This window comes from Leptospira ilyithenensis (assembly GCF_004771005.1).
Taxonomy (GTDB): Bacteria; Spirochaetota; Leptospiria; order Leptospirales; family Leptospiraceae; genus Leptospira_A; species Leptospira_A ilyithenensis.
The window spans coordinates 367,881-393,005 of sequence record NZ_RQHV01000061.1 but is presented as its reverse complement, the minus strand read 5'-3'; the positions used below and the strand labels follow the sequence as shown (position 1 = coordinate 393,005).

The following is a 25,125-nucleotide window of genomic DNA, read 5'->3' as shown; positions in this document are numbered from 1 at the left end:
ATGTTCCCTTGGGAACAATTCCCTTTTAAATCCCAGCAACTTCCGATTTCGGGAGTTTGGTAACGAACTTTTCAGTGAAATTTAGTGCAGTTTCTGGGTTCATCAGTTTTCCATTGCGAAAAACCTCAAAATGAAGGTGGGCACCAGTGGCAGTCCCGGTTCTTCCTACGGCAGCGATGACTCTTCCCATTTTAACAGCTTCCCCCACCTCAACTAAAATCTGTGAGCAATGGGCGTAAACCGTTTTATATCCGTTTTTGTGTTGGATGATGACTGAGTTTCCATAACCGCCGTTTCTTCCTGTGAAAATCACTTCTCCATCGGCAGAAGCAAGAACTGCGGTTCCCACTTTTGCAGCCAAATCAAGACCAGTATGGTAAACCCGGTTGTATTTATTAAACGGATCCACTCTTCTTCCATAACGGGAAGTCACCCTGCTTTCGGGGACAGGGAGGATAAATATCTTCTTCTTAATCACTCGCGAAGAAGAAGCATTTTTAGTTTGAACAGGAATCTCTAAAATTTGTCCCAATTTTAAATTGGTGGAAGCAAGTGAATTGTGTTTTTTGATTCGGGCAACGTCCAAACCGAAAGCGCGGGAAATCTTGGAAAGATTGTCCTTTTTTTGAACTGTGTATTTTTTAATTACGATTCCTGATTCATGAACAACAGTATTGCTGATTACAGGAGAAATATTGATATATTTGGGAAGGTCGAAGGAGGCGAGTTCCTCTTCTTCCTCTTCCACAGAATTGATCCCCATGGCGAATAATTTTTGGATTTCGGCATCTTGGTTCCCGAAGAGTTTGAACATACCTGAAGATTGGGATGTAGTGAGAGATTTTTCCACTTCCTCGTTAAAACGGGCAAATGGATTGGCATGGATGCCTGCTGCCAGAAAAAGACAGGTAGATATCAAAAAAATCCTTCTCACATAAAAAATATCGGATAAGAAACTAATGAATCTTGAATTTAAGAAAAAGAAAGAAACCGCATGTAAAAATCGAAGCATCCCAAACCTAACTACTTTTTTGTTTTTTTATCTTTTGGTTCGTAAACTTGAAACTTATCCATAACCCAAGCATCAACGTCTTCGAACTCATATTTTAATTTTTTCACATTTTCATTGATTATGTAGGCAGCAAGCTTACCTACGGAGTTCTCTCTCGACTCATTCGCCGGATAGAACTTAAGCTTGAGCAGGGATGGGGTGGATTCCACATAGATTCGCACCTGAGTGCCTTTTTTCCAAATCTCTTCCGGAGAAAGACGCACATCTTCTTTGAGGAGAAAAATTTTCTCATCATAATACGCGTTAATCTCTCTTAATCTTTCTTTTTCAATCAATCTATGAGAACAGCTAAAGAAGAAGAGCAAAATGAATAATAAATGGATCCGAAACAACCAACCTACCTAAACAAACTCTTTGAAAAGAGAACAGAATTTGCTTAAAAAAGAAAGCTAATTTTTATTTTTTCGAACCAAACAAAGATAATTCCAACCTATTCCTTTTATAAAGGTATTTATGTTTCCACAATTAGCTGAAGTAACCAGTTTGCATTTAGAAAAAAGAGGAGCCTCTCCCATCCAGGTTGAAATAGGGATTAAAAAAGGACTTCCGTTGTTCCATCTTTTGGGAAATGCCTCGCTAGGTATGAAGGAATCCAGGGATCGGATCCGAATGGCGATGGAAGCAAGCGGATTTTCCTTTCCCATGGATACGATCGTTGTCAACCTCAGCCCTTCTCACCTAGCAAAGAAATGCGCATTCTTGGATCTAGCCATCGCCATAGGTATCTTAAAGGCGACAGGTCAGGCGAAATGTTCCTTTCCTGAAAATACGATCATACTAGGATCACTCAATTTGAATGGAAATGTAATTGGAGAAAAGGATCTCCTCCCCCTACTTTGGTTTCGAAACTTTTCAGAAACAGACACTGTGATTTTACCCGGATCTCTTCGCGGAGCAATCATCCCCCAGGGAAACTACATATTTTTAGAAAGCCTAAGTGATTTATCTTTTCCCTTTACCGTGGAAAAGACCGCAAAAAACAAATTCCCTGTGATTCAGGAATCGGAAGAGTCATGGTCGTCGGTATTTCTCTCCGATTCCCAATCCGTTGCCTTGCACCAGCTCTGTATTGCCGCTCTAGGGCGTCATCATACCCTTTTGATAGGAAACCCAGGGGAAGGTAAGACAATGCTCGCGAGAATGATGAGTTCCCTTTTGCCAAGCTGGACCAAAGAAGAAACCGAATCCATTTTCAAAGGAAATCTGGGATCGATTTTGCAGGGACAAGGTTTGGAAGTAGGAAAACGCCCATTTCGGTCTCCACACCATACTTGCACCGAACAATCCCTGGTAGGAGGAGGAACTCCGATCCAACCCGGAGAAATATCACTCGCTCACGGAGGGATATTGTTTTTGGACGAGCTGGGAGAATTCAAGGAAAAATCCATAGAAAGTTTAAGAGAACCTATGGAAGAAAAAAAGATCCATATAACACGCGTAAATGGAAAAGAAATACTACCTGCAGACTGTATGATTTTAGGTGCGATCAACCCCTGCCCTTGCGGAAATTACGGAGGCAAAAACTACTGCAAGTGTTCTCATTTAAGAATCAGAACTTATTTGAGAAAATTATCCGGACCTTTCTTGGATAGAATCTGTCTGGTGATTTCCTTATTTGCAAATGATGAAAAAAGAAAAGTCCAGATCAAAGAAAAGGATATGAAACGGCAACTGGAAGAGAGTTTTCAATTCCGGCAAATTAGAATGGCAAAAGCAAATACGAAAAAGGAGTCCAACTTCATAGAAGAAGATCTCCTGGAAGAATACTGCAAAAAATACAAAATAAAAAATTTCTCCTTCCGAAAAAGAAGAGATTGGATGTCTCTATCCAGAACCGTTGCGGATTGGAACCAATCGTCTGAAATAGAGGGGAAACATTTTTTAGAGGCATTTGAAATGATTTCATCAGGAAGTTGGTTACAAGAAATTTGTTAACCTACTTCGAGATAAAATGGGAGATTTCCATAGCTATTTTATTGATCGCATAATCCATATAAGCCGGATCATTCACTTTTTTCTTATAAGTAGAGCTTTTTTTCTCGATTGTGGAAGCCATACCCCTTTTACGCAAAAGAACGGGATCCGGTCCGAATTCATCGGTTTCAGCAAGATTTCCTAATATACTAAATTGTCTCATGAGTTACTTCCTTGTAACGAACATACTCTCATCCTTGAGAGCAGATCCCGCTAGGGATACTGAATCCATCGGCGGGTAAGAAAAAACCCTTGATGAAGTATTTTAGAATAGATGGGAATAAAAACTCACTTCCCTTTTTTCGTTTATATGCAACAAACAAAATGATACTGTTAGGTGAGAAAGTGCGGGATGAGACTTTGTCAGATAATAATACACCTTCCTCATTCGGTTCTTTTTTGTCTCATTAAAAACCTGAAGAGGGTGAAAATGGAGGGTTTGGTTCCAGGTTTTAACCTCGGTGCAATAAAGGACTTCCCCTGCGAAACTGATTATGTCCAATTCTCCGAACTTGTTTCTGAAATTCGTAATAAGTACGGAATGCCCCTGGGAACCGAGGTAATCCGCTCCGAAATTCTCTCCCCACTTGCCTAACTCTGTTTTTTTCACAGGTATTTTAGTAAATTTGGGAAAACGGGATGGCTTTTTGGATATAGGTATTCAAATCGATCATCAAATCGACGAATTCCAAGAGTCTCAAGCGATTGCCTTCAACATCTTTTGTTATGCGAATAACGGGTCGAAGTGGTTTGTCTTTGTTGGAATCAATTACAATTCCGGTCCGGTTATCGGATAATAAAACCCCTGACCCGATAGGAAACATTCCCAGTTTATTTAAAAACAACCTGACCATTTTCAAATCGAAACGATTCACATTCACACTGATCATCAACTTCATCGCATCATAGGGAAGAAACGCGGGTCGATAGGGCCTAGTTGCAATCATTGCGGAAAATTGATCAGCAATCATAAATACTCTTGTTAGTTCTTCCATCTCGTTGGAAGTGATCTTTTGAGGATAACCGCTACCGTCTACCGCTTCATGGTGTTGGAGAGCGACGATCGCGAGCGAGTTTTTAAGCTTCAATCTTTGAGTAAGAATTTGATAACCTGTAACGGGATGCCTCTTAATCGTCTTATGATCCAATTCAGTTAAAGCTGTTTTTTTCTCCGAAACTTCTTCCGGAACCGTTACCATTCCCATGTCTGCGAATATGGCGGCGATTGCCAAATCAATCAGTTTGGGTCTTGAAAACTCCAAATAGGTTCCGAGTAAAATGGAGAAGAAAGTCGCATAACAAATATGAGAATATAAGTAATAACCTGAATGGGAATGTGCAAATAATAAAATGGGCAACTGCGGATTTGATTTTACATGGTCGGTTATTCTTTCCGCAATATCACGAAATTCCCTGATTTCGGTGTATTTGCCTTCCGAGGCGGATCTATATGTCTTTTGAACCAATTCGAAACAGTCTTTGAATAAAGCAGTAAACTCTACTTTATTGCCATTTGCTTTGTCTAGAATGTATTTTCCCCTAGCGGAAGTTTCATCATTATGAGATAAAGGAAGATTTGTGTCCAGGTAATTGGAATTCTCGGCACCTGGTTTGGCGGATTCTCTTTCCGTAACAAGTTCCCCGTCCGTAAGAACGAAAGAGATTCCGAATTGTTTGAGCCGATCTAAATCCTGCTGAGTAATGGGCTGACCTGAACTCACAAGCACTGTGTCTTTGTCTAGGTAGACAGAACGGTTGAATTTTGTTCCTGCAGCTAAGTCCTGAATCGGTATCTTTCGCATGTTCGGCAAATTCTACTATGAAGTTGCCATAGGATCAATTGTTTTTCTCATTTTGAATGGAAAGTAGATATCGGAATATAACCGAGACGGAATCATAAAGTTCCCTGGGAATTTCGGTGCCTATCGGTAGTTTGGCAAGCGAATCCGCCAAAAGTTTGTCTTCGATCAATTCGATTTCATTTTCTTTCGCAATCTCGCAGATTTGTTCCGCCTTTCTTCCTTCTCCGGAAGCAAGTAAAAAAGGAGCCCCGTGAATCTTTGCATCAAACTGAAGTGCTACCGCTTTTTTTTTCATGCAAACATCCCTCGATCCCTACGCTTCAATTCAGCAGAATCTATGTTAGGTTCCATAAAGAAACGAATCTTTCCGATCCCTGAAAAAGCCGGCTTCAACTTGGGGATATCCTTTTTCAACCTGACTAAAGTGTGAAGTAAATTCGCTTTGATTTCCAAAATGCCTTCTTTTTTCGGGGAGCTTGGAAAATAAAATATAATCCAAATCTTTCCGGTGAATAAGGATTCGAATAAGGCGCAAAAATAAGAATCTTCACCCTCTTTCTGAAAAAAACCTTCCAAGGAACGTTTCTTTTTTTTGTCATGGAAATGGATTCTGTTTTTGGTCCATTGAATTTCCGGAAAAAGAAAATTCCAAAAAGGTTTCCATTCGATAGACTTCGGATCTGATTTTTCAGTCGCATGTTGCCATTGTTCGGTCTTGGACTCATTAAAGAAACTATCCCGAACCCTCAGAAAGGAAGCTAACTCTTGTTTATTGCTGGAGAGCGAATCCAGATTTTTGAAATTATTTTTTGAAAATTGTGAATGAATAGGTCCCAAACCGGTAACTGACGATTTGGGTTCCTTGGAATCAGTCTGCTCCTCGGTCCGCTTACCTTGGGTAGAGAGAAAGGTTTTTAGAATTAAGGAATCAAGAGAGTGGATCATCCGGAAATAGTTCTTCTTTCACTATTTCCTCTCGGAGAAATTTCAAAAAACTCAACCTATGGATTCTGGAAATTCCCAATTTTCGAATTTGATTTCGATGAAATTCAGTTCCATAACCCTTATGTCGGGCAAATCCGTATCCGGGAAATACAATTTCCATTTTCTCCATCCAATCGTCCCTATAGGTTTTGGCAAGAACCGACGCGGCGGAAATACTAGGCATAAGATCATCCCCCTTCGGCAGTGAAAAATAACCCTCTATTGGTTTTGAGATTTGAATTTTATAATTTCCATCTACGAAAAGAAACGGGTGAGGAGAAAGGTTTTTAGGGATGGAACGGTTGATTCCGTAAAAGATCGCTTGGTTGATATTATAACGATCGATAAACTTGTGAGAAACTAATACGACTCGCCAAACTTTCGCTAGTTTTTTAACTTCTTCTGCAAAGAGTTTTCTTTTCTCCAAACTCAAAAGTTTGGAATCCCGAATTCCTTTCAGAACTTCCCCGGATCGGATCTTTTCTAAAGTATCTACATCAAATGAAACCATACCGACAGCCACTGGTCCTGCCAGTGTGCCACGACCGGCCTCGTCAAGGGAGAGAATGGGAAGGTTTTTAGGAAGGGAAAGCTCCGGAAAGTAAGGTCTTTTCGGAGCTTTGTCGAAAAAAAGATTTATGCTGGTTGAAGAGGCTCGGCAGCAGCAGCTTTTGTTCCGGCTGCTTTTGTGGCAATTGCCTCATCCTGTCTTTTTTTCTCTTTGGCAACCATTGCTTGGCCACCTTTTCTTTCTTTGATTCTTCCGGACTTACCTGTTTTTTCGCGTAAGTAGAAAAGTTTAGCACGTCTTACGCTACCTTTTCGAACCAACTCTAATCTCGCAATTCTAGGGCTATGAAGAGGGAAAATTCTTTCCACTCCGATATCATAAGAAATACGTCTTACTGTAAAAGTTTTGCTTGCGCCTTTGTTTGCAATCGAGATCACGACGCCTTCATAAACCTGGATTCTTTCTTTCCCAGATTCAACAATTTTGTAATGAACTTTAATCGTATCACCGATTTCAAAATTGAGTTCGTTTTTAAACTCGCCTTCTAGCGCCTTTTCTAAGATCTGATTCATGGCTTCCTCTAAGAATGATTTCTTGTCTTGCGGTTATTTTGCCGCCACTTTCGGATTTCTTCGTGATTGCCGTTCACAAGTACGTCCGGAACAGTCCAACCCATAAATTCGTAAGGTTTGGTAAACTGCGGGTATTCCAATTCTTCTTCTTCGTTGTGAGACTCTTCTTCCAAACTGGCTTCCTTGCCTAAAAAGCCGGGAACCAAACGGGAAATACAGTCCGCAACAACCAAAGAAGCTAAATCCCCTGATGAAATTACATAGTTTCCAATGGCCACTTCCCTGTCAATTAAATGCTCCGTAACCCGATGATCTACCCCTTCATAGTAACCGGAAATAAAGGTAAAACAATCGGAACTTGCATAAAGTTCTTTTGCCAATTTTTGATCGAACAATTTGCCCGAAGGAGACATGAGAACTACCAGACCTTTTTTATCACCTAAGGACTCCAGAGCTCTGTAGACCGGACCTACCTGCAATAACATACCGGGTCCTCCTCCATAAATCGTATCATCGACTTTCTGGTGTTTGTTGCCGGCAAAGTCTCTCAAATGGATGGTATTGATATCTATAAAACCGTTGTTTTTGGCTTTCCCTGGGATTCCCGATTGGAAATAAGATTCGATCTTGTCGGGAAACAGAGTGATGAAATTAAACTGCAAACCAATCCTCCCAGGAAACCACTTCGATTTGTTTTTTTTGCAAATCCCAATCTCCGACGTACTTATTTAAAAAGGGAACTAGAACTTCCTTCGGTTCTATCTCTTCTCTCGCAACGAAACGAAGAATAGGATGGGCGGCATTGTCAATGACTTCCTTTACAAAGTAACCAAGTCCCTTTTCCCCTAACCTGTAAGTTGCTTCCAAACCGATCAAATCCAATACATAGACTTCACCTGGAGCTGGTTTGGGAAGTTCGAATTTTTTTAGAAATATGCCCGCCTGGCGAAAAATGACAACTCCTTCAGGAGTTTCGTATCCTTCCAATTTTGCCAAATAGAAACTGGAATGTTTTTTGATTTCAAGAATCTTAACTTGTTTTTTTTCTCCACCGACTAACTCTACCAAACAGATAATAGGAGTCTTGAGGGTTGCTAATGTTTCACCCTCTGTGTGGATTCGAATGAGACCTTTGATTCCGTGGGTTGCACCAAAGTCACCGACTTTGATGATACTTGGATCAGTCGACAATTTCTAAAGTGTAGTTTTTGCCTTGTTTGGTGCCGGCGGCTTGTAGAACTGTTCGCAAAGACTTTGCTATGCGACCGTTTTTTCCGATGACTTTTCCCAAGTCTTTTTGAGCCACTCGAAGCTCAATGACCGTTTCCTCTTCTCCAGGCACTTGATTTACAACTACCTGGTCGGGTTGGTCTACTAGAGAATGAACTATATAACGAACAAGTGATTCCATTTGGATACTAGAATCTTAACCTTTGTATTTGGACCAGATGCCGTTCTTTTTAAGAAGAGCAAGGACAGTATCAGTAGGTTGCGCGCCTTTACCCAACCAAGCAAGAGTTTTCTCTTCATTGAAATCGGACTGTTTTACTGCAGATGCAGTTGGGTGAAAATGGCCTACAGCCTCAATGAAACGACCGTCACGAGGAGATCTGATATCAGCCGCAACAATACGGTAGTGTGGATCTGCTTTCGTTCCAGTTCTCTGTAATCTTAACTTTACCAAGAAAGTGTACCTCTTTTGCTACAGGTTTTAAAAACTAGCCCCCCTGTCAAGAGTGAGTTTTAGCCATTTGCCAAATCCTTCAATTTTTTTCCCTGTTCGTTCGGATTTCCCGTTTTAAATAACCCGGAACCGACAACACATAGATCCACGCCAAGTTGCTTCAGTTCCCGGATATTGGACTCATTGACTCCGCCATCTACTTCCAACTCGATTCCGTAGGGAGAGGTCATCTTGCGGATTTTTTCAATCTTTTCAAAACCAGTTTTGATAAAGGATTGGCCGTAAAAACCGGGGTCAACAGTCATCAAAAGCACCAAATCAAGATAAGGCAATATAGTAGAAATGGCTTCGGGAGGAGTGGCAGGATTCAAAGAGACACCTACCTTACAGCCCGCCTTTCTGATCTCTTCCGCAAGTCGAACGGCAAAATGTGTCGTTTCAATATGGAATGTTACGCAGTAAGGTTTTAACTCCAGATATTTTTGAACATGGTCTTCCGGTTTTGCCACCATAAGATGTACATCCAAAGGAATGTCAGTGAGCTCTCCCACTTCCTTGGTGATGGCCTCTCCAAAAGAAATCTGAGGGACAAAGTTTCCGTCCATTACATCCATATGAATGTAATCAATATTTTCTTTTTTAAACCCGGGAAGAATGGTAGATAATGCAGTCATTTTTGCCGCAAGGATAGAGGCTGAAATTTTCATAGATTCAGTATTTTCCTTTGAATGTCCAAGACTTGGCTTCGCCTGTATTTTGGCCAACTAACGTCAATTTGGTTTCCTTGCCGCGATAGAAGGCCAGGTTGACCATTTGATCTTCTTCCAGGCTTTGAGCACTCATGATGTCTTTTTTGACTTCACTCCCCGATCTTTCGTCCGTATAAGTGAGAGTCGCAGTATAAATATCCGTATCATCAACTTCATAACTGACGGATTCATATACATAGTTCAGCTTTTCTTCAGCCTTTAGAAAATTCACATCCATAACCGCACCCTTTGGTGTGAGTTTGATGGAACTGATTTTTCCATTGTCATCTCTGAATTCAGGCTTTTTAAATTCTTTGATCGTATAGGGAATTTTTCTTCTTTGAAAGGAATCAACTGCAAAAGGAAGCGGAATTCCGATAAAATCGGATTCTTTCAAAATTTCCGCATTACTTTGATTAGTTTTTTCTTTGGCACTGGATTCCGTAACAAGTAAAAATATCTTTTCGCCGGAATGAGTTTCTTTGCCGGGAGCGGGAATCTGGTCGATCACAGTATCCGGCGGCTCGTCTCCCATGGAAGGAACATAGGTAATGCCTCCTATGGTCAAAGGAACATACACATCTCCTGCGAGTACCTTTTCCAAAACAGCTTTCACTCGTTTCAAATCCTGGCCTTTCAAATCAGGAACGGTAATCCGGTCAAATCCGACATTGACAGTCACATAAAGTTTTGAGCCAGCTTCCACTTCTTTTCCCGGGTCGATGGACTGGGATAAAATCACCCCGTCCGTTTTTTCGGGAATACGAAGAGTCTCAAGTCTCACTTTTAACTGCAACCGTTGTAACTCATTATGTACTTCGATATAATTTTTGCCAATGATAAGAGGCATTGTAACCTTTTGTTCGTCTTTGGTACGAACCACGACTACTAGGAATGCGCCTACAAAAAAAATCAAAAGCCCGAGGCTGATAAATAAAACATAACCACTGTAAGGTAGGATTTTAAGAAATTTCTCTTTCACGTAAATGTTTCTCCAAGGGATGCCCTTGCTCCGTTAAAAAAATCGAAACCGCTCATCGGTTTTTTCCCTTCAGGTTGAAGAGTCTCTATACCTAGCAGGTTTCCGTCTCCACAGACACAGAAAAGTCTTTTTTTCTCACCGATTAAAAAGCTTCCGGGGGGCAGATTCGTCGAGACAGGTTTTAGATCGGGAGTAAAGAAAGTACGGTTGATAATGACTCTTTTTTCGCGAAAAACCGTATAAGCCAAAGGATCAGGATAGAGAGCTCGGACTTGGTTATGGATTTCAAATGCGGAACGGGTCCAGAGTATGGATCTGTCTTCCGATCCGATTTTACGGCAATGAGTGGCGAGGGAATGGTCTTGGGGGATTTTCGGGAGTGGTTTTGATTCCAGATTTCGAATCATATCGATCAAGGGGAGAACCCCTTTAAAGGTGATGGCGTCTAACAAATCTTCGGTTGTTTCGTTCTGTCCTACTTCCCAACTTTCTTGAACCGCTATATCGCCCGAATCCACTTCCTTTGCCAAATGTTGAATTGTAAATCCGGAGACTGTTTCTCCGCTCAATAGAAAGGATTGAACCGGGGAAGCACCTCTGTATTTCGGAAGTAAACTTCCGTGCAGATTGATGCTTCCGTATTTGGGAAATTGAAATACTGCTTCGGGAATAATTGATCCGTATGCATAAACTATGTGAATGGAAGACGGATAAGAACATATTTTTTCCTTTGCGACTTCATCCAAACGAAGTCGTTCCGACTGAATGACCGGAATAGAATGTTCCGCTGCAAGTTGTTTTACCGGTGTAGGAGTGAGTTCTTTTTTTCTTCCGGCAGGCCTGTCGGGGTTGGTAACAACGAAATCAACTGTTATCCCCGCACCAAGTAACAAGCCTAATAATTTTGCAGAATGAGAGGGAGATCCGAAATAACCAATAGAGATTGACATGTTTTTCCTTTTCTATTCCAGGTTTTATAGATTCGGGAATGGAATCAAACCAAATCCACCGGGTCAAAATCGTATTCCACATAACACCGAGTATCTTGTTTCACTTGCCCTTTCAGTGTCTTCAATACTTCTCTGATTTTTTGAATGGTTTTCGATTTGATAAGTATATGATGCCTGAAATTATTATCAATTTTATAAAAAGGACAGGGAGACGGTCCTAGAATGTCGATCCCGTCGCCCTCTTCTATCAAATGAACTAAAACTTCTTTATAATGAACAGATAGTTTTGCGGAACGATCTTCCTCTTTGGATCGAAATACAAGTCTCGCAAGACGGGAAAAAGGAGGATACCGCAAGGAATGTCGGAATGCTATTTCCCATTCGTAAAATTCTTCATAATTTTGGCGAAGCGCCATTTGAATTACAGGATGAGTAGGATCCGTCGCCTGGATAAATACTTCCCCGGGAATATCTCCCCGACCCGCGCGGCCCGCAACTTGAGCCAAAAGCGAAAAGGTTCTTTCTGCGCTTCTAAAATCAGGAACACCTAATCCATGATTGGCGTTCAAAATTCCGACCAAGGTAACATTTGGAAAATCAAGTCCTTTCGCTACCATTTGCGTCCCGGTCAAAATATCCAATTCTTTGGACTCCAATCTTTCCAACACTTCTTTGACTATATCTTTGTTGCGGGTAGAATCCTGATCCAATCTCTCTACTTTCGCCTGAGGAAAAATGGAGACCAGAGTTTCTTCCAGTTTTTGAGTGCCCGCTCCTACCAGTTCGATTTCACCTTCTTCGGCCTGCAATTGTTTGAAAGAAATTTTATAACCGCAAAGATGACACATCACCAAACCTTGATTATGATAACATAAGGAAGATGTGCATTTCGGGCAGTGCAAAAATTCATTTTTAGATTTGGAATGAATCAAGGGACTGTAGCCTCTTCGATTCAAAAGAATCAATGTTTGTTCTTTTTTTTTCAATCGGTCCTGGATCCGAAATTGCAGATCACCCGAGACCAACTGATGATCATCTTTCATTTTTCCGATTTCTATTTTGGCGAGGGTGGCATTGGGATTTGCTCTTTTGGTTAATTTGTGAAACCCGATCCGTCGTTGTTTCGCCTGGAAAAATATTTCAAGACTGGGTGTGGCGCTTCCCATCACCAGTTTTCCCGAACGTTCTTTGATCCTTTGGAGAGCGACTTGCCGGGCATGGTAACGAGGGTTTGAATTTTCTTTATAAGATCCGTCGTGTTCTTCATCAATGATGATCAGATCTATGTTTTTCAGAGGTGCAAATACAGCGGATCTGGTTCCGATTACGATCCGTTTTTTACCTTCCAAAACATCCGTGTAATTTTGAAACTTTTCCGATGTGCGGAGATGAGAATGTAAAACGGCAATCTCACCGGGAAAAATCCTTTCGATTCTTTGTACAGTAGGAAATGTCAAACTGATTTCAGGAACAAGAAATAGAATGGATCCATCGGTGTTTTCCAAATAATGTTTCATCAGATGGATATATACTTCCGTTTTACCGCTTCCCGTGATTCCGAAAAGCAAATGAACCTTTTCTTCGGGACCGGAGCGGAGAATACCTTCAAAAGCTAACTTTTGTTCAATGTTCAATTGTTGCAGATTTTCATGACGAATAGCAAGATCTGACTTGGAAGTTTTTATTTTTCTTTTTCCACGAGGAAGCATTTTAAATAATGCTTCTCCTAAAGAAGATAGATAGGACTCACTCATCCAATCCCCCAATTCAATCTGCTCTTTTGTAATGACGGGAAAGGAATCTATGATCTTTATTATTTTTTTTACTTTGTAATTCGGTTCGTTGTTATGGGACTCAAGTACAATACCTTCAACCTCTTCATTTCCCACTTCAACAACAACACGAATGCCAGGATTAACACTAGTTACACCATCAGGAAGCAGATAAGTCAAAGACCGATCATTCCAACTTACATTGACAGCGACCTCTATATAACTAAGCATAGAATATTTAAGGAATGTATTTGGAAATGGATTTCAACTGATCTAAAAATTGAGTTTCCAAAGTTTGTTTTTCCTGAGCGTATTGGAACAAAACACTATCCTCTCCGGAGTTTGATTTTGATTTTTCCTCAAGAAATACGAGTGCCTCAGGAGACCTGAGAGTTAAAACCGGAATTTTTTTATCACCGAAGTCCCAATGAATGATCTTCCCCAAATGATCTTTCGCCTTATCACCAAATACAAGTCTTGCGGAAGATCCAAGAAGAACGATTCCTTGGATATCAAAGTCCGTTATATTGTCCTGGATATGAATTTTGCAAGTATCAATCCTGGTTTTCCAATCTTCTTCCTTGGAATTTGTGTTTGAAAAATTGCAGGCAGGATACTCCTGATAAAAAAATTCCTGATAGGAAAATCCGAATGCTTTTTCAATAAGTGAACTCCAGATTTTTTCAGTCAATATCTCTCTAAAAATCTGATTGGGGCTTCTTTTCACGAATGGTTTGTCTTTCGGGGAAACCGCGCCGGAGTAATGCAAAACCAAAATCGGTTTTCTACCTCTATAGAAAAAATTTCTTATCCCTGAGATTTTTCCCGAACAAAGTGTACATGGAAAATTGATTATTTCCCTATTCGTTCTTTGTTTTTCTTTTGTTTCCTTTGCCTTTTGTTCCGAACTTTTTTTTGTCAATGCCTTCCAAGTGAAATGGATATCACCGGGATCAGGTTCATCATTCAGATGAAATATAGGCAGGGATTGTTTTTTCAAAAAATATTTCGTCTCTTCGATAATATCCACAAGTTGGTTGAATAATTCCTTCTGATTCATTCTTTAGTTTTCCACCAACTGATCCACTTGTATGTTTAATGATTTCAATTTGCGATAAAGATGAGTCCGTTCGATCCCCAATGCTTTGGAAGCCCGGCTTACGTTTCCGTCGAAATTTTGAAGGGTTTTTATGATATATTGTCTTTCAAATTCATCCTTAGCATGTTTTAAATCCCCCCGTTCCGCCATCTCGTTCGCTTTTTTAAATCCGAGAAGAGAATCTTTAACATCCTTTTGGCGGATGGTATCATTAGGAACCATAATGGAAAGTCTTTCCAAAATATTTCTAAGTTCCCTTATATTTCCAGGCCAAAAATGCTGGACGAGGAGATCCAAAGCTTCACGGTCAATTGTTTTAGGTGTTAGGTCATTGTCTTTGATCGACTTTTTAAGATAATGTTCCACTAAAATAGGAATATCCTGTTTACGTTCCCTGAGAGGAGGAAGTTCGATAGGAATTACATTCAATCTGTAATACAAATCCTCTCTGAATTTGCCTTCTTTGATAGCGTCTTCGACATTGATATTGGTCGCGGCAATCACCCGAACATCCACTTGAATGGTTTCATTTCCGCCGATCCGCTCAAACCTTTGCTCTTGCAATACCCTGAGCACTTTTGCCTGGGTGGCGAGGGACATATCGCAAATCTCGTCGAGAAACAAAGTCCCGTTATGTGCTTGTTCGAATTTGCCGATTTTGCGGTCTGCAGCTCCTGTAAACGCGCCCTTCTCGTATCCGAAAAGTTCTGATTCGATCAAATCCTCTGGGATGGCCGCGCAATTGATTTCGATATAAGGAAAGTCCCTTCTTTTTGAATTTTGAAAGATAGCCCGCGCGACCAGCTCTTTGCCGGTTCCGTTATCTCCAAAGATAAAAACACGGGCATTTGTCTGTGCCGCCTGGTAAATTGCGAATTTTACCTTTCGAATCCCCGGAGAGACTCCCAGTATTTCATCATATTCTAATTTGATATTAGGAGTCTCCGATTCGGTATCTGTTGATTTTTGAAGTGCAGTCTCTATGGTTTGAATCACCTTTTCAATCGACAAAGGTTTTTCCAAAAAATCATTCGCCCCTTTTTTGGTGGCGCTTACTGCAAGTTCGATGGTTCCATGACCGGATATCATCACTATAGGAATGGTAGGATAGATTTTTTTACATTCGTCCAGTATGGTAAGTCCATCTTCTTTCCCCACCCAAACATCCAAAAGAATCAGAGAAGGTCTGTCCTTTGTAAGCGCTTTGATTAAGGTTTTTCCATTGCTGAAGTCTTCGACCAGATAACTTTCATCTTCCAGAATGGCTCTGAGAGATTTGCGAATTTCTTTTTCGTCGTCCAGAATATAAATTAACTTCTGCATGTTACTTAACCTAATGGAAGTTCGATCTTAAACTTACATCCACCCAATTTCGAATCTTCCACCGAAATATGGCCATGATGATCTATAATTGTTTTTTGGACTACTGCAAGACCGATCCCTGAACCATGATTTTCCTTTGTAGAAAAGTATGGTTCAAATATTTTTTCACTCAAATCGGACGCAAGACCGGGCCCAGAATCCTCAATTTCAATGATGACTGATTTTCTTAATGCTTTCTTTTGGAGCCTTGCCGTAAGTCTGATCTTTTTTGCTTTGGTAGTCGTCAAAAGATCCACATCTTCGTTGGAACTGCTTTCGGACTGAATTGCTTCCACTGCATTCTTTAGAAGATTGTTGATCACTCCCAGAAAAAGGCGTTTGTCGATAAACAACTCAGGTAAAGTTTCACTCAATTTCAGTTCGAATTCTATATCCGTAGATTCCTGGAAGAGTCTCACAGCTTCCAACAAAATCGGATTTAAATTCTGATTGATTAGAACCGGCACAGGCATGCGGGCAAATTCGGTAAATTCCTTAACCAAATGTTCGAGAACCCTCACCTGACCGATGATGGTTTCCGTCGCATCATTGACGACAGATGTGAGATTTTCCGTGTTTTGGTTTTGGAATTTTCTTTGGATTCTTTCCGCAGAAAGCTGGATGGGTGTAAGAGGGTTTTTGATTTCATGCGCCATTCTTTGCGCAACTTCTTTCCAAGCTGCAATTCTCTGAGTATGCATCAATTCTTCCGATTTTGATTTTAAATCCGCCACCATTTGGTTGAACGAGTCTATAAGAATTCCCATCTCTCCATCCTCGGACATTTCAATCTTTACATCCGATTCACCGAGGGATACTTTTTTAGTCGCATTTGCCAGGTTAATGATAGGTCTTGAAATTTTACGGGCAAAAACAAATGAAAACAAAATAGCGACAAAAAACATGGAAAAAGAAAAAATACCGATCGTCAAACGAATACTATGCGGAATCTTTTCCTTCCAAATCCGAACTGTATTGTAAGTTGAGGTTGCGTTTATTATATTCAAAACTTCCATTTCCGAGCCTTTATGGATTCTCTGCCCTAGGATCAAATTCACCTCTTCCGCCAGAGGGTATAACAAAAAATAATAAGCAAGATCCTCTCTATAAAGTCTTGCATCCAATACATTCTGGTTTTCTTTTAATTGCGTGAATTCGAGTTCGTTTATGTATTTATAAAACCCTTTCGATTCGAACTTAACAATATTTCCTTCCGTATAACAAAGGTAATAGTCTTCTTTATCAAAGAACCCTAGTTCGACTGCCTTTCGAAAGATCAGATAACTGTCTTTAGGAGTGTTTCTGATTTGATTGAATAAATGATTGCCCTTATATAGTAGATTTGTCTCCGCAGGTCTTTCTTCCAATGAAATCAATACCACCGCAGATTTCAAAGCATTGGAAATATCAACACGATAAAATCCCTCAATCAACCTTCCGGTCAAATTGGAAGAAAGAATAAAGATAGGTAAAGAAGGAAGAAGCGCCACAAAAAGAAAAGCCAATGTAAGTCTGTAACGGATCGAACTTCGGATTTTGCCTGTTTCCAGATTTCTTTTGTTACGGTAGACATAGGAAATAATCAATGCTAAGATAAAAAACGGAATCAGAAGCAATAGATAAGTATCTATCTTTCCGGTAAAAGGAACTTCATCGTCGCTTCGAAATATGAAAATCTCGGAAAGAGTGACTGCAACGCTTATGGTTAAAAGAAAAACAAATGCATCTCTTAGGTAATAACGGTTTTCTTCTGAAATCCGAAATCTGGATTGTAATCTATTTAGGAACATCTAGTTCGAAATTATTTTTGACAAGCTTTTCGATGGCCGATAAGGCTTCGTCTTCCCGATTCCCATCCGCTTTCACGGAAAATTCAACACCCGCACCCAAAGCCAACATCATAAGTCCCATAATTGATTTTCCATTGACTTCTATATCATCCTTAATGACAAAAATTTCACATGGAAATGATGCGGCTACTTTTACGAATAAAGAGGCAGGTCTTGCATGCAAGCCCATTGACTCTTCGTTAATCTTTAACTGGATTTGTTTCAATTTTGCTCTGTTGGATGTATGTATTTAGTTTGGTGGAAAATTCTTTTGCGCTGTTCTTTCCCATTTTACGGAGACGTTGATTCATAGCTGCCGTTTCCACGATGATAGGAATATTTCTACCAGGCTTTACAGGAATCTCTATGTAAGGAATGGAAACACCGAGTATATCCTCCGTGCTTAGTTCGATGCCCGTTCTTTCATACTCGGCATGTTCTTCCCATTCTTTTAAATTGATGATGAGTTCGATCAGTTTATGGTCACGAACGGAACCAACACCAAACAAGTCTTTGATGTTTAGAATTCCAAGTCCCCTGATTTCCATATGATGGCGGAGTAAATCCGAACAAGATCCTATCAAATAACTCTCACTCAGTCTTCTTATTTCCACCATATCGTCCGCAACCAGGCGATGCCCTCTTTCAATCAGTTCGAGAGCAGTCTCACTTTTCCCCACTCCGGACTTTCCTGTCAGTAAGGTTCCTATACCGAATACTTCAATCAAAACTCCATGCCGCATCGTGCGGGGAGCCAAAGCTCTGTCCAAAATCTGTGAAATCAAAGTGATGAATCTATGAGTAGAGACGGGAGTCAGAAACAAAGGTATACCTTTTTGTTTTGCCATTTCAACAAAAGGGGTCTGAGGCTCATTTCCGTGAGTATATATAATACAGTTTAGGTGGAATTGAAAAAACTTTTCAGTGATATCATTCAAATGTTCCGGAGTGAGTGAATTCAAATATGCCCACTCACCTTTGCCGAAAATCTGAATCCGGTCATTGGCAAAAAAATCAAAAAAGCCTGTGAGCGAAAGCCCCGGGCGATTGATTTCTGCATTATTAATGCGGTTGGTTAATCCTTCTTCGCCTGTTATCAATGCAAGCTTAAGATCCTCATGTTCTCGGAGTATCGTTTCCACTGTAATTCCCGGTACGGGCATGGTTTAACCTTTTAACGAACTAATTCGTTTGCGTTGGTTTGAAGGTAAAATTTTCAAAACCTTCCTGTATTTTGCAACTGTCCTTCTGGCAATTTCAATCCCTTTTTTCTCCATAATATCAACGATATCCTGGTCGGAGAGAGGGTTTGTATCATCTTCCGCTTTCACCAAATTGCGGATGATTTCATGAATTTTTTTGGAACTTTCCTTTCCACCTTCCATCGACTTTACTCCGGAAGAGAAAAACCATTTCAATTCGAAAATTCCCCAAGTAGTTTGAATGTATTTATTCGTTGTTATACGGGAGATGGTGGATTCGTGCAAACTTAGTTTTTCTGCAATTTCTTTCAAAGTAAGTGGTTTGATATGCGTGATACCGCCGCGGAAAAAATCAACTTGAAAGTCGATAATGGAACTTACCACTCTTTGTAAAGTCTGACGTCTTTGTTGTATGGAACGAATGAGCCATTGCGCAGAACTGAATTTTGTTTGGAAATATTCCTTGTCTGTTGCCGGAAGTTTTGTATTTAACAATTCTTTGTATTCGTCCTGGATGGCAAGTTTGGGAAGCCATTCATCATTGATAAATATATTGAACTCGCCTCCGATTTCTTTTACAACAACATCGGGAACAACATAGTCTGTTTTTTTGCCTTGGTAAAGTGTGGCAGGATAAGGCTCCAGTTTTTTAATAAAACGGGCAAGCTGGGAAACTTCGTCTTCCGTAATTCTGAGATTTTTGGCGATTTTTTTATAATCTATCTTTTCCAAATCGTTTAAAAATTCATCGATCAATTTATGTAAAAGTATATTTTCAGGAAAAAGAATCCTCGCTTGGATGAGTAAAGTTTCTTGGATGTCTTTTGCACCGATTCCGATTGGATCCAATTCATTGATAAGCCGGAGCACCTTACGCAGTCTAACTTCGCTATAACCCATTTCTTTTGCGATTTCACTCAAGTCATGGTTTAGGAATCCCTTCTCATCGATCATGGAAATCAAAACTTCTCCCATTTCAAACTCAGAGCCAGTCAATCGTATCAATCTAAGTTGACCTAACAGATGCTCCTCCAATGATTCAGTTTTGGTGGTAGATTCGATGTATTTTTGATTTCTATCGCTTGCTTCCTGGTTATAAGTTCTCGGTCCCTCTATCGAATAAGTTTCCTGCCAATTGACATCCGTACTTTTTTCATGATTGAGTTTTTCGATTCTTTTGACTTCTTCATAAGAAAAAAGTTCGGGCATCTTCGGCTTTTCATCCAGACCGATTTCATCCAACATCGGATTTTCCATCAGCTCGTTTTGGATCTTATCGGATAATTCCAGCGTAGACAGAGACAATAGCTCGATCGACTGACGCAGGTCATGCGTCATAACCAATCTTTGAGTTTGCCTTTGTGATAAACTGTTTCCGAGTTTCATGGATTTAAAGAGTAAAATCTTCTCCCAAATATATACGACGGGTTTCCGGATCGCTTACCAAATCATTTGCAGTTCCGGAAATTAAAATCCTACCGCTGTACATGATATAAGCCCTGTCCGTAATTTTCAATGTTTCCCTTACGTTATGATCTGTAATCAAGATTCCCAGTCCTCTTTTCTTTAAGGACTGTATCACATTCTGAATGTCCTTCACTGCAATCGGGTCAACCCCGGCAAACGGTTCATCCAAGAGTATAAAATCGGGATTCGTCACAAGTGCTCGCGCAATTTCACATCTGCGTCTTTCCCCGCCGGAAAGGGTAAATCCTTTTTGATTGGCAACTCTCATGATCTGCAATTCCATCAGAAGAGAGTCCCTTCTTTTGACGATTTCATCTCCGGGAAGATTCATAGTTTCAAGAATCGCTTCCAGATTTTCCGCCACTGTAAGTTTTCTAAAAATAGATGCTTCCTGTGCTAAATAACCGACCCCCATACGTGCGCGGATATGCATCGGTGATTTTGTCAAATCTTCCTCGTCAATAAAAACGGTACCGGAATCGGGAGTAACAAAACCTACACTCATATAGAAAGAAGTTGTTTTACCCGCACCATTAGGACCGAGTAATCCTACAATCTCTCCTTTACGGATAAAAAAACTGACTCCGTCAACCACCTTTCTCTTGTTATAGATTTTAACAAGGTTTTCCATTCGGAAAGTTTTTATCGGAGTTTCTGGCTTTGGTGGAAGAATTTGTTTAGTTTTTTTTGTCATCGTTTAATACTTTCAAACCGTCCGTTAATACCGCTTTATCTTCAGACGGAAATAAAATAATCCTTCCGGCAGAAACCTTTGTTCCGTCTCTTACAAGAGTCGGATTTCCTTCTAAAACCAATTTGTCTTCTTCTTCAAAATAAGTCGCAAATTCACCCGTTGCTTTCGCCGTTTGAGTTTCAATATTTACATTTCCACGGGCTACTGCTTCTTTCTTTTCATCAAATCTTTCGATGAAAACGCTTGCAAGGTTGCCTTTCTCTTCCAATGTTTTTTTATCTAAAAAGAAAATCCGGGGACTTTCCGACAAAAAGGAATAACCTTTTTCCTTATCATACTCAAGATATCCACCTTGCATCCGATAGGCGTTCTTTTTGTCCAGATAGGTGACATTTTTCCTTGCTTGGATCAGTTTATTATTACGTGTGCTTTCGATTTCTTCCGCCTTGAATTCGGAATCTTCCCTATGCAAAAATGCATTTCCTTTCATGGATGTAAATGATTCGGAAGCTTTATTTTTATGAACAAGCCTATCGCCGCTGAATGTGGATAGAATTCTGATTTTTTCTTTTTCAACGGACTCTTTGTTTTTATCTTCGTGCGAGTTTTTGCGGGATTCTTCTAAATTTTCATTCCCTTTTTCATAACTGACTTGATAGATTGCGGCATCACCCTCCAGGGTAATGCTTCCTTCTTTTACATAATAGGACAGTATTTTGCCTTGTAAAAACCGATTCTCCGAAAATAGAAAAGGTTCGTTTTCCAAATCAATTCTATCTTCTTTTTCAAAGTAGACAGCATCTTCTCCGAACACTTGGAAATCAAGAGAAGTAACAACTACCTTTCCCGATAGAACTGTTCTTGCTTCTTCCAAATAACGTACGATGGAATGACAGGAAATCCGAACGGTCTTTCCGTCTTTTTTATGAATGAGAACAGGATGGTTTTCCAAAGTCACTGTCCCGAGCAATTTATCGTAAACACCTTTAGAAGCGACAAGAGTGGCTCCGTTTTCCTTGTCTTCCACTACAACCTGTCCTTTCAGGTTTCCGATAAGAGCGTCTTCTCCGATCACTTCAATTTCACGCGCATTCAGTTTTACATTTTTATGAGTGATGTAAGCCCCTCCACCCAAAATAAAAACCTTCATCTGAAATCCATTGATCAGTCTTTCTTCCTGAGTCAGAGTATTTCCTCCCCACATAACAGGGATTTTTTCTTTCTTTTTATCATTGGTTTTGGAGATATTCGGTTCAGCAGGACTTGCACGAAATATATCTTCGCTTCCGATCAATATGGGAATATCTATGTTGTTTGCATATACCAAGGACACCAAGGACAAAAAAATAAATGCGAATTCGATTTGTTTCATTTGTCTTTCAAGGGATTGCTTCCGCCTACAGTGATTGCAGTGGGACGCAAAACGGTATATTTGTTCAAACCACGGTCGGCTCTAAGTCCTTTCCCGCGAATGGTAGTTCCTTCAGAATAAATGACCACATTGTCATCAGTTGATAATGTTTTATCCTCCAAATTGTATTTGAGAGACTCCGAGTGCAATTGGCGACCTTCTTCGGTTTTCAATCTTACATTTCCGTTCAAAACCACTGATTTTTCAGTATGATTGATTTCTCCCCGTTCCCCGGTTAAAAAAGATTTGTATTTGCCGCCGTCATATTGGTAAAACTGGAACCCGTAAACAACCGTCCGATTTTCTTTCGGAAAAATATAAGATTCCTTTCCTAAAAGTTTCCATTCCAAATCACCGGCTTTAGTATAGGAAATACGTGAAAAATCCCGAAGGGAAATCATTGATCCCGATTCTTTTTCTTCTTCAATGCGAAGATATTTTTTGTCCTTACAACTAACAAAAATTAGACATAAAATCAAAAAAACTCGCATGGCTGAAACCGGAATCAAAAGGAATTAATCTAATCCCAAAACTTTTGTTTTTACAAAACGATCTATTTCCAAAAGATTTTTCAAAAGGAATTTTGCTTTATGAAGAGGAAACTGAGTTGTTGCATCCGAAAGCGCTTTTTCGGGATCGGGATGAACTTCCATAAACAATCCTTCCACTCCTACGGAAACAGCGCCTCTCATCATATGAGGTATAAATTCGCGTAAGCCTCCGGTGATGTTTCCCGCTCCTCCTGGCAATTGGGCGGAATGAGTTCCGTCAAATACAAGAGGAATTCCGTGTTTATGGATCATAGGAATCCCTCGGATATCGAAAACCAAATTTCCATAACCGAAACTGGCCCCCCTTTCCGTTACCATATATTTTTCAGAGCCTGATTCCTGTATCTTTGTCTTTATATGACGGGTGTCATCCGGTGCCATAAACTGGCCCTTTTTCACATTCACCCATTTTCCGGTTTCAGCAGCCTTTGCAATCAAGTCCGTCTGTCTGCATAAGAAAGCGGGAATTTGATAGATATCTACGGTATCTTTCAGAGTATCCACCTGATTGGTTTCATGTACATCAGTTAACACAGGTACGTTGTATTTGTTTTTGATAAAGTCGAGTAGTCTTCTTCCTTCCTCTATTCCGGGACCACGGTAAGAATTGATGGAAGAGCGATTTGCTTTATCAAAAGAAGATTTGAAGATATAAACAATTCCGAGTTCATCACAAATGTCTTTCATCTCTCCGCAAACCCGATCCAATAGATCCTGGTTTTCCATAACGCAAGGGCCGGAGATTAGAAAAAAAGGATTTCTTCCTCCGATCTTTTTACCGAAAAATTCTCTTTCTTCAATTAAATCGCTCATATCAACCTTCCGTCTTTTTCGTCAACTTAGCAGCGGCTTTGATAAAACCTGCAAATAGCGGGTGCGGGTCCGTAGGTTTCGATTGAAATTCAGGATGAAACTGGACTCCTACAAACCAAGGATGATTTGGGACTTCCACGATTTCCACCAAACTTTCATCAGGTGAGAACCCGGTTAAACTCATTCCTTTTTTCTCATACTCCTCCCTGAATCGGAGAGTAAACTCAAATCTATGTCTATGCCGTTCCGAAATTCTTTCGGTTTTGTATTCTTGAAATGCAAGAGATCCTTTTTTAACCACACAAGGATAAGCACCCAAACGCATTGTGCCTCCCATTCTTTCAATTTCCATTTGTTCTTCAATCATGGAAATCACCGGATGAGCTGAGTGAGGTTGGAACTCGGTGGAATTGGCATCCTTGTATCCGAGTACATTACGTCCGAATTCGATAACAGCACATTGCATTCCCAAACAAATTCCGAAAAAAGGAATCCCTTTGGTTCTTGCATATTGAATGGAAGCAATCTTGCCTTCGATCCCGCGTTCCCCGAATCCTCCGGGAACCAGTATTCCGCTCACACCTTTCAGGAGATCCTTTACATTCTTGGAATCAATGTCTTCTGGATTGAGTTTGAGAACTTCCACTTCCACTTCGTTTGCAATTCCGCCGTGAGCCAAAGATTCGTAAACGGATCGGTAAGCGTCCTGTAACGATATGTATTTTCCGATTAACGCGACTTTTACGGTCTTTTTCGCGTTGCGGATTTTTTTGACCATATTTTCCCAATGGGAAAAATTCAATTTTCGAAGATCCATCCCCAATACATTCAGTACGACTTCATCCAATTTTTCTTCCCGATACATAAAAGGAATTTCATAGATGGAAGTGGTAATATCTACTGCGGAGATGACGTTCTGATCCTGGACGTTGCAAAAAAGAGAGATTTTACTCTTCATCTCTTTCGTCATCGGTTTGTTGATTCGGCAAACAAGAATATCAGGCTGGATTCCCAGTGCTAAAAGTTCTTTTACGGAATGTTGGGTCGGTTTTGTTTTTGCTTCACCTGCAACTGTAATCGTAGGAACAAGAGTCAGGTGCATAAATAACACTTGTTTTGGGCCATGTTCGTAACGCATTTGTCGGATAGCTTCGAGAAAAGGAACTGATTCGATGTCCCCTACAGTTCCTCCGATTTCAACGATAACGAAATCTGTTTCATTATCACGGGCCAAGGTATAAATACGATTTCGGATTTCATTTGTAATGTGGGGTACAACTTGTACGGTACGCCCGAGATAGTCCCCTTTTCTCTCTCTCTCGATAACAGCGTGATAAATCTGTCCTGTAGAGACTGAATTTTTGCGGGAAAATTTTGACTTGGTAAAACGTTCGTAATATCCCAGATCCAAATCGGTTTCCGCACCGTCTTCGGTAACGTAAACTTCTCCGTGTTGATAAGGACTCATGGTTCCCGGATCTATATTGATATAAGGATCCATTTTTTGTAAGGATACGGAATAACCTCTCGCCTCCAAGAGACAACCCAGGGCGGCAACAGTGACTCCCTTTCCTAGAGAGGAAGAAACCCCACCGGTGATAAAAATATATTTGGTCTTGGACAAATCTTACTCCAGGCAAAATGA

29 protein-coding genes are annotated in these 25,125 nt (G+C 40.3%); 1 reads left to right on the top strand and 28 read right to left on the bottom strand.

Annotated elements, in window-relative coordinates; genetic code table 11:
- Positions 1–25 precede the first annotated feature (25 nt).
- Both EHS11_RS15210 and EHS11_RS15205 read right to left on the bottom strand, forming a co-directional pair.
- Complete coding sequence (locus EHS11_RS15210; RefSeq protein ID WP_246047929.1) at positions 26–919, bottom strand: peptidoglycan DD-metalloendopeptidase family protein; 894 nt, start codon at positions 917–919, stop codon at positions 26–28.
- 104 nt (positions 920–1,023) lie between these two features.
- Entirely contained in the window at positions 1,024–1,404 is a 381-nt protein-coding gene (locus EHS11_RS15205; RefSeq protein WP_135765223.1) for a type II secretion system-associated lipoprotein, read from the bottom strand.
- Positions 1,405–1,525: 121 nt separating this feature from the next.
- Here EHS11_RS15205 and EHS11_RS15200 point away from each other — a divergent pair, with 121 nt between their 5' ends.
- Positions 1,526–3,007 (top strand): ATP-binding protein, encoded by a 1,482-nt coding sequence (locus EHS11_RS15200; RefSeq protein ID WP_135765222.1) that lies wholly within the window; start codon positions 1,526–1,528, stop codon positions 3,005–3,007.
- Position 3,008: 1 nt separating this feature from the next.
- Here the strand turns inward: EHS11_RS15200 and EHS11_RS15195 are convergent, their stop codons facing one another.
- The 26 genes from EHS11_RS15195 to EHS11_RS15070 all read right to left on the bottom strand — a co-directional run bounded on the left by EHS11_RS15195 (position 3,009) and on the right by EHS11_RS15070 (position 25,104).
- Positions 3,009–3,209: a hypothetical protein gene (locus tag EHS11_RS15195; protein WP_135765221.1), complete on the bottom strand. Its 201-nt coding sequence runs from the start codon at positions 3,207–3,209 to the stop codon at positions 3,009–3,011.
- Positions 3,210–3,311: 102 nt separating this feature from the next.
- The gene (locus EHS11_RS15190) at positions 3,312–3,656 is read right to left on the bottom strand and encodes a YraN family protein (RefSeq protein WP_135765220.1); all 345 of its coding nucleotides are present in this window, start codon (positions 3,654–3,656) and stop codon (positions 3,312–3,314) included.
- A 7-nt stretch (positions 3,657–3,663) separates the two neighbouring features.
- Positions 3,664–4,848: a cyclic di-GMP phosphodiesterase gene (locus tag EHS11_RS15185; protein WP_135765219.1), complete on the bottom strand. Its 1,185-nt coding sequence runs from the start codon at positions 4,846–4,848 to the stop codon at positions 3,664–3,666.
- A 34-nt stretch (positions 4,849–4,882) separates the two neighbouring features.
- Positions 4,883–5,143, bottom strand: a complete 261-nt coding sequence (locus EHS11_RS15180) for an EscU/YscU/HrcU family type III secretion system export apparatus switch protein (protein WP_135765218.1) — start codon at positions 5,141–5,143, stop codon at positions 4,883–4,885.
- Positions 5,140–5,793 carry a hypothetical protein gene (locus tag EHS11_RS15175; protein WP_135765217.1) on the bottom strand — a complete coding sequence of 218 codons (654 nt, stop codon included), beginning with the start codon at positions 5,791–5,793 and terminating at the stop codon, positions 5,140–5,142. Before EHS11_RS15175 ends, EHS11_RS15180 begins: the two co-directional genes overlap by 4 nt.
- Positions 5,777–6,472 (bottom strand): ribonuclease HII, encoded by a 696-nt coding sequence (locus tag EHS11_RS15170; protein WP_281282584.1) that lies wholly within the window; start codon positions 6,470–6,472, stop codon positions 5,777–5,779. The genes EHS11_RS15175 and EHS11_RS15170 overlap by 17 nt, the downstream gene beginning before the upstream one ends.
- A complete protein-coding gene (gene rplS / locus EHS11_RS15165; protein ID WP_135765215.1) occupies positions 6,469–6,915 on the bottom strand; it encodes a 50S ribosomal protein L19 in 447 nt (148 codons plus the stop codon). The genes EHS11_RS15170 and rplS overlap by 4 nt, the downstream gene beginning before the upstream one ends.
- Positions 6,916–6,923: 8 nt before the next feature.
- Positions 6,924–7,577, bottom strand: coding sequence for a tRNA (guanosine(37)-N1)-methyltransferase TrmD (gene trmD, locus EHS11_RS15160; RefSeq protein ID WP_135765214.1), 654 nt, complete (start codon positions 7,575–7,577; stop codon positions 6,924–6,926).
- On the bottom strand, positions 7,567–8,106 hold the full coding sequence (gene rimM, locus EHS11_RS15155) for a ribosome maturation factor RimM (RefSeq protein ID WP_135765213.1): 540 nt from the start codon (positions 8,104–8,106) through the stop codon (positions 7,567–7,569). Before rimM ends, trmD begins: the two co-directional genes overlap by 11 nt.
- Positions 8,096–8,326: a KH domain-containing protein gene (locus EHS11_RS15150; RefSeq protein WP_109019873.1), complete on the bottom strand. Its 231-nt coding sequence runs from the start codon at positions 8,324–8,326 to the stop codon at positions 8,096–8,098. Before EHS11_RS15150 ends, rimM begins: the two co-directional genes overlap by 11 nt.
- A 15-nt stretch (positions 8,327–8,341) precedes the next feature.
- A complete protein-coding gene (rpsP, locus tag EHS11_RS15145; protein WP_135765212.1) occupies positions 8,342–8,599 on the bottom strand; it encodes a 30S ribosomal protein S16 in 258 nt (85 codons plus the stop codon).
- 59 nt (positions 8,600–8,658) lie between these two features.
- Positions 8,659–9,306, bottom strand: coding sequence for a ribulose-phosphate 3-epimerase (rpe, locus tag EHS11_RS15140; RefSeq protein ID WP_135765211.1), 648 nt, complete (start codon positions 9,304–9,306; stop codon positions 8,659–8,661).
- Positions 9,307–9,310: 4 nt separating this feature from the next.
- Entirely contained in the window at positions 9,311–10,330 is a 1,020-nt protein-coding gene (locus tag EHS11_RS15135; RefSeq protein ID WP_135765210.1) for a PASTA domain-containing protein, read from the bottom strand.
- Positions 10,327–11,280, bottom strand: a complete 954-nt coding sequence (gene fmt / locus EHS11_RS15130) for a methionyl-tRNA formyltransferase (protein ID WP_135765209.1) — start codon at positions 11,278–11,280, stop codon at positions 10,327–10,329. Before fmt ends, EHS11_RS15135 begins: the two co-directional genes overlap by 4 nt.
- Positions 11,281–11,324: 44 nt before the next feature.
- Entirely contained in the window at positions 11,325–13,283 is a 1,959-nt protein-coding gene (gene priA, locus EHS11_RS15125) for a replication restart helicase PriA (RefSeq protein ID WP_135765208.1), read from the bottom strand.
- A gap of 7 nt (positions 13,284–13,290) precedes the next feature.
- Positions 13,291–14,112 carry a hypothetical protein gene (locus EHS11_RS15120; RefSeq protein WP_135765207.1) on the bottom strand — a complete coding sequence of 274 codons (822 nt, stop codon included), beginning with the start codon at positions 14,110–14,112 and terminating at the stop codon, positions 13,291–13,293.
- A 3-nt stretch (positions 14,113–14,115) separates the two neighbouring features.
- A complete protein-coding gene (locus EHS11_RS15115; RefSeq protein WP_135765206.1) occupies positions 14,116–15,474 on the bottom strand; it encodes a sigma-54-dependent transcriptional regulator in 1,359 nt (452 codons plus the stop codon).
- A 5-nt stretch (positions 15,475–15,479) separates the two neighbouring features.
- Positions 15,480–17,303: an LIC_11548 family sensor histidine kinase gene (locus EHS11_RS15110; RefSeq protein ID WP_135765205.1), complete on the bottom strand. Its 1,824-nt coding sequence runs from the start codon at positions 17,301–17,303 to the stop codon at positions 15,480–15,482.
- Positions 17,290–17,568: an HPr family phosphocarrier protein gene (locus tag EHS11_RS15105; protein ID WP_109019882.1), complete on the bottom strand. Its 279-nt coding sequence runs from the start codon at positions 17,566–17,568 to the stop codon at positions 17,290–17,292. Before EHS11_RS15105 ends, EHS11_RS15110 begins: the two co-directional genes overlap by 14 nt.
- Entirely contained in the window at positions 17,543–18,505 is a 963-nt protein-coding gene (gene hprK / locus EHS11_RS15100; protein WP_135765204.1) for an HPr(Ser) kinase/phosphatase, read from the bottom strand. The genes EHS11_RS15105 and hprK overlap by 26 nt, the downstream gene beginning before the upstream one ends.
- 3 nt (positions 18,506–18,508) lie before the next feature.
- On the bottom strand, positions 18,509–19,930 hold the full coding sequence (gene rpoN, locus EHS11_RS15095) for an RNA polymerase factor sigma-54 (RefSeq protein WP_135765203.1): 1,422 nt from the start codon (positions 19,928–19,930) through the stop codon (positions 18,509–18,511).
- A 4-nt stretch (positions 19,931–19,934) separates the two neighbouring features.
- Positions 19,935–20,642, bottom strand: coding sequence for an LPS export ABC transporter ATP-binding protein (gene lptB / locus EHS11_RS15090; RefSeq protein WP_135765202.1), 708 nt, complete (start codon positions 20,640–20,642; stop codon positions 19,935–19,937).
- Between the two features lie 46 nt (positions 20,643–20,688).
- Positions 20,689–22,077 carry an LptA/OstA family protein gene (locus EHS11_RS15085; RefSeq protein WP_135765201.1) on the bottom strand — a complete coding sequence of 463 codons (1,389 nt, stop codon included), beginning with the start codon at positions 22,075–22,077 and terminating at the stop codon, positions 20,689–20,691.
- On the bottom strand, positions 22,074–22,622 hold the full coding sequence (gene lptC / locus EHS11_RS15080; RefSeq protein WP_281282583.1) for an LPS export ABC transporter periplasmic protein LptC: 549 nt from the start codon (positions 22,620–22,622) through the stop codon (positions 22,074–22,076). Before lptC ends, EHS11_RS15085 begins: the two co-directional genes overlap by 4 nt.
- Before the next feature lie 9 nt (positions 22,623–22,631).
- On the bottom strand, positions 22,632–23,480 hold the full coding sequence (gene kdsA, locus EHS11_RS15075; RefSeq protein WP_135765199.1) for a 3-deoxy-8-phosphooctulonate synthase: 849 nt from the start codon (positions 23,478–23,480) through the stop codon (positions 22,632–22,634).
- A 1-nt stretch (position 23,481) separates the two neighbouring features.
- Complete coding sequence (locus tag EHS11_RS15070) at positions 23,482–25,104, bottom strand: CTP synthase (protein ID WP_135765198.1); 1,623 nt, start codon at positions 25,102–25,104, stop codon at positions 23,482–23,484.
- Positions 25,105–25,125: the final 21 nt, after the last annotated feature.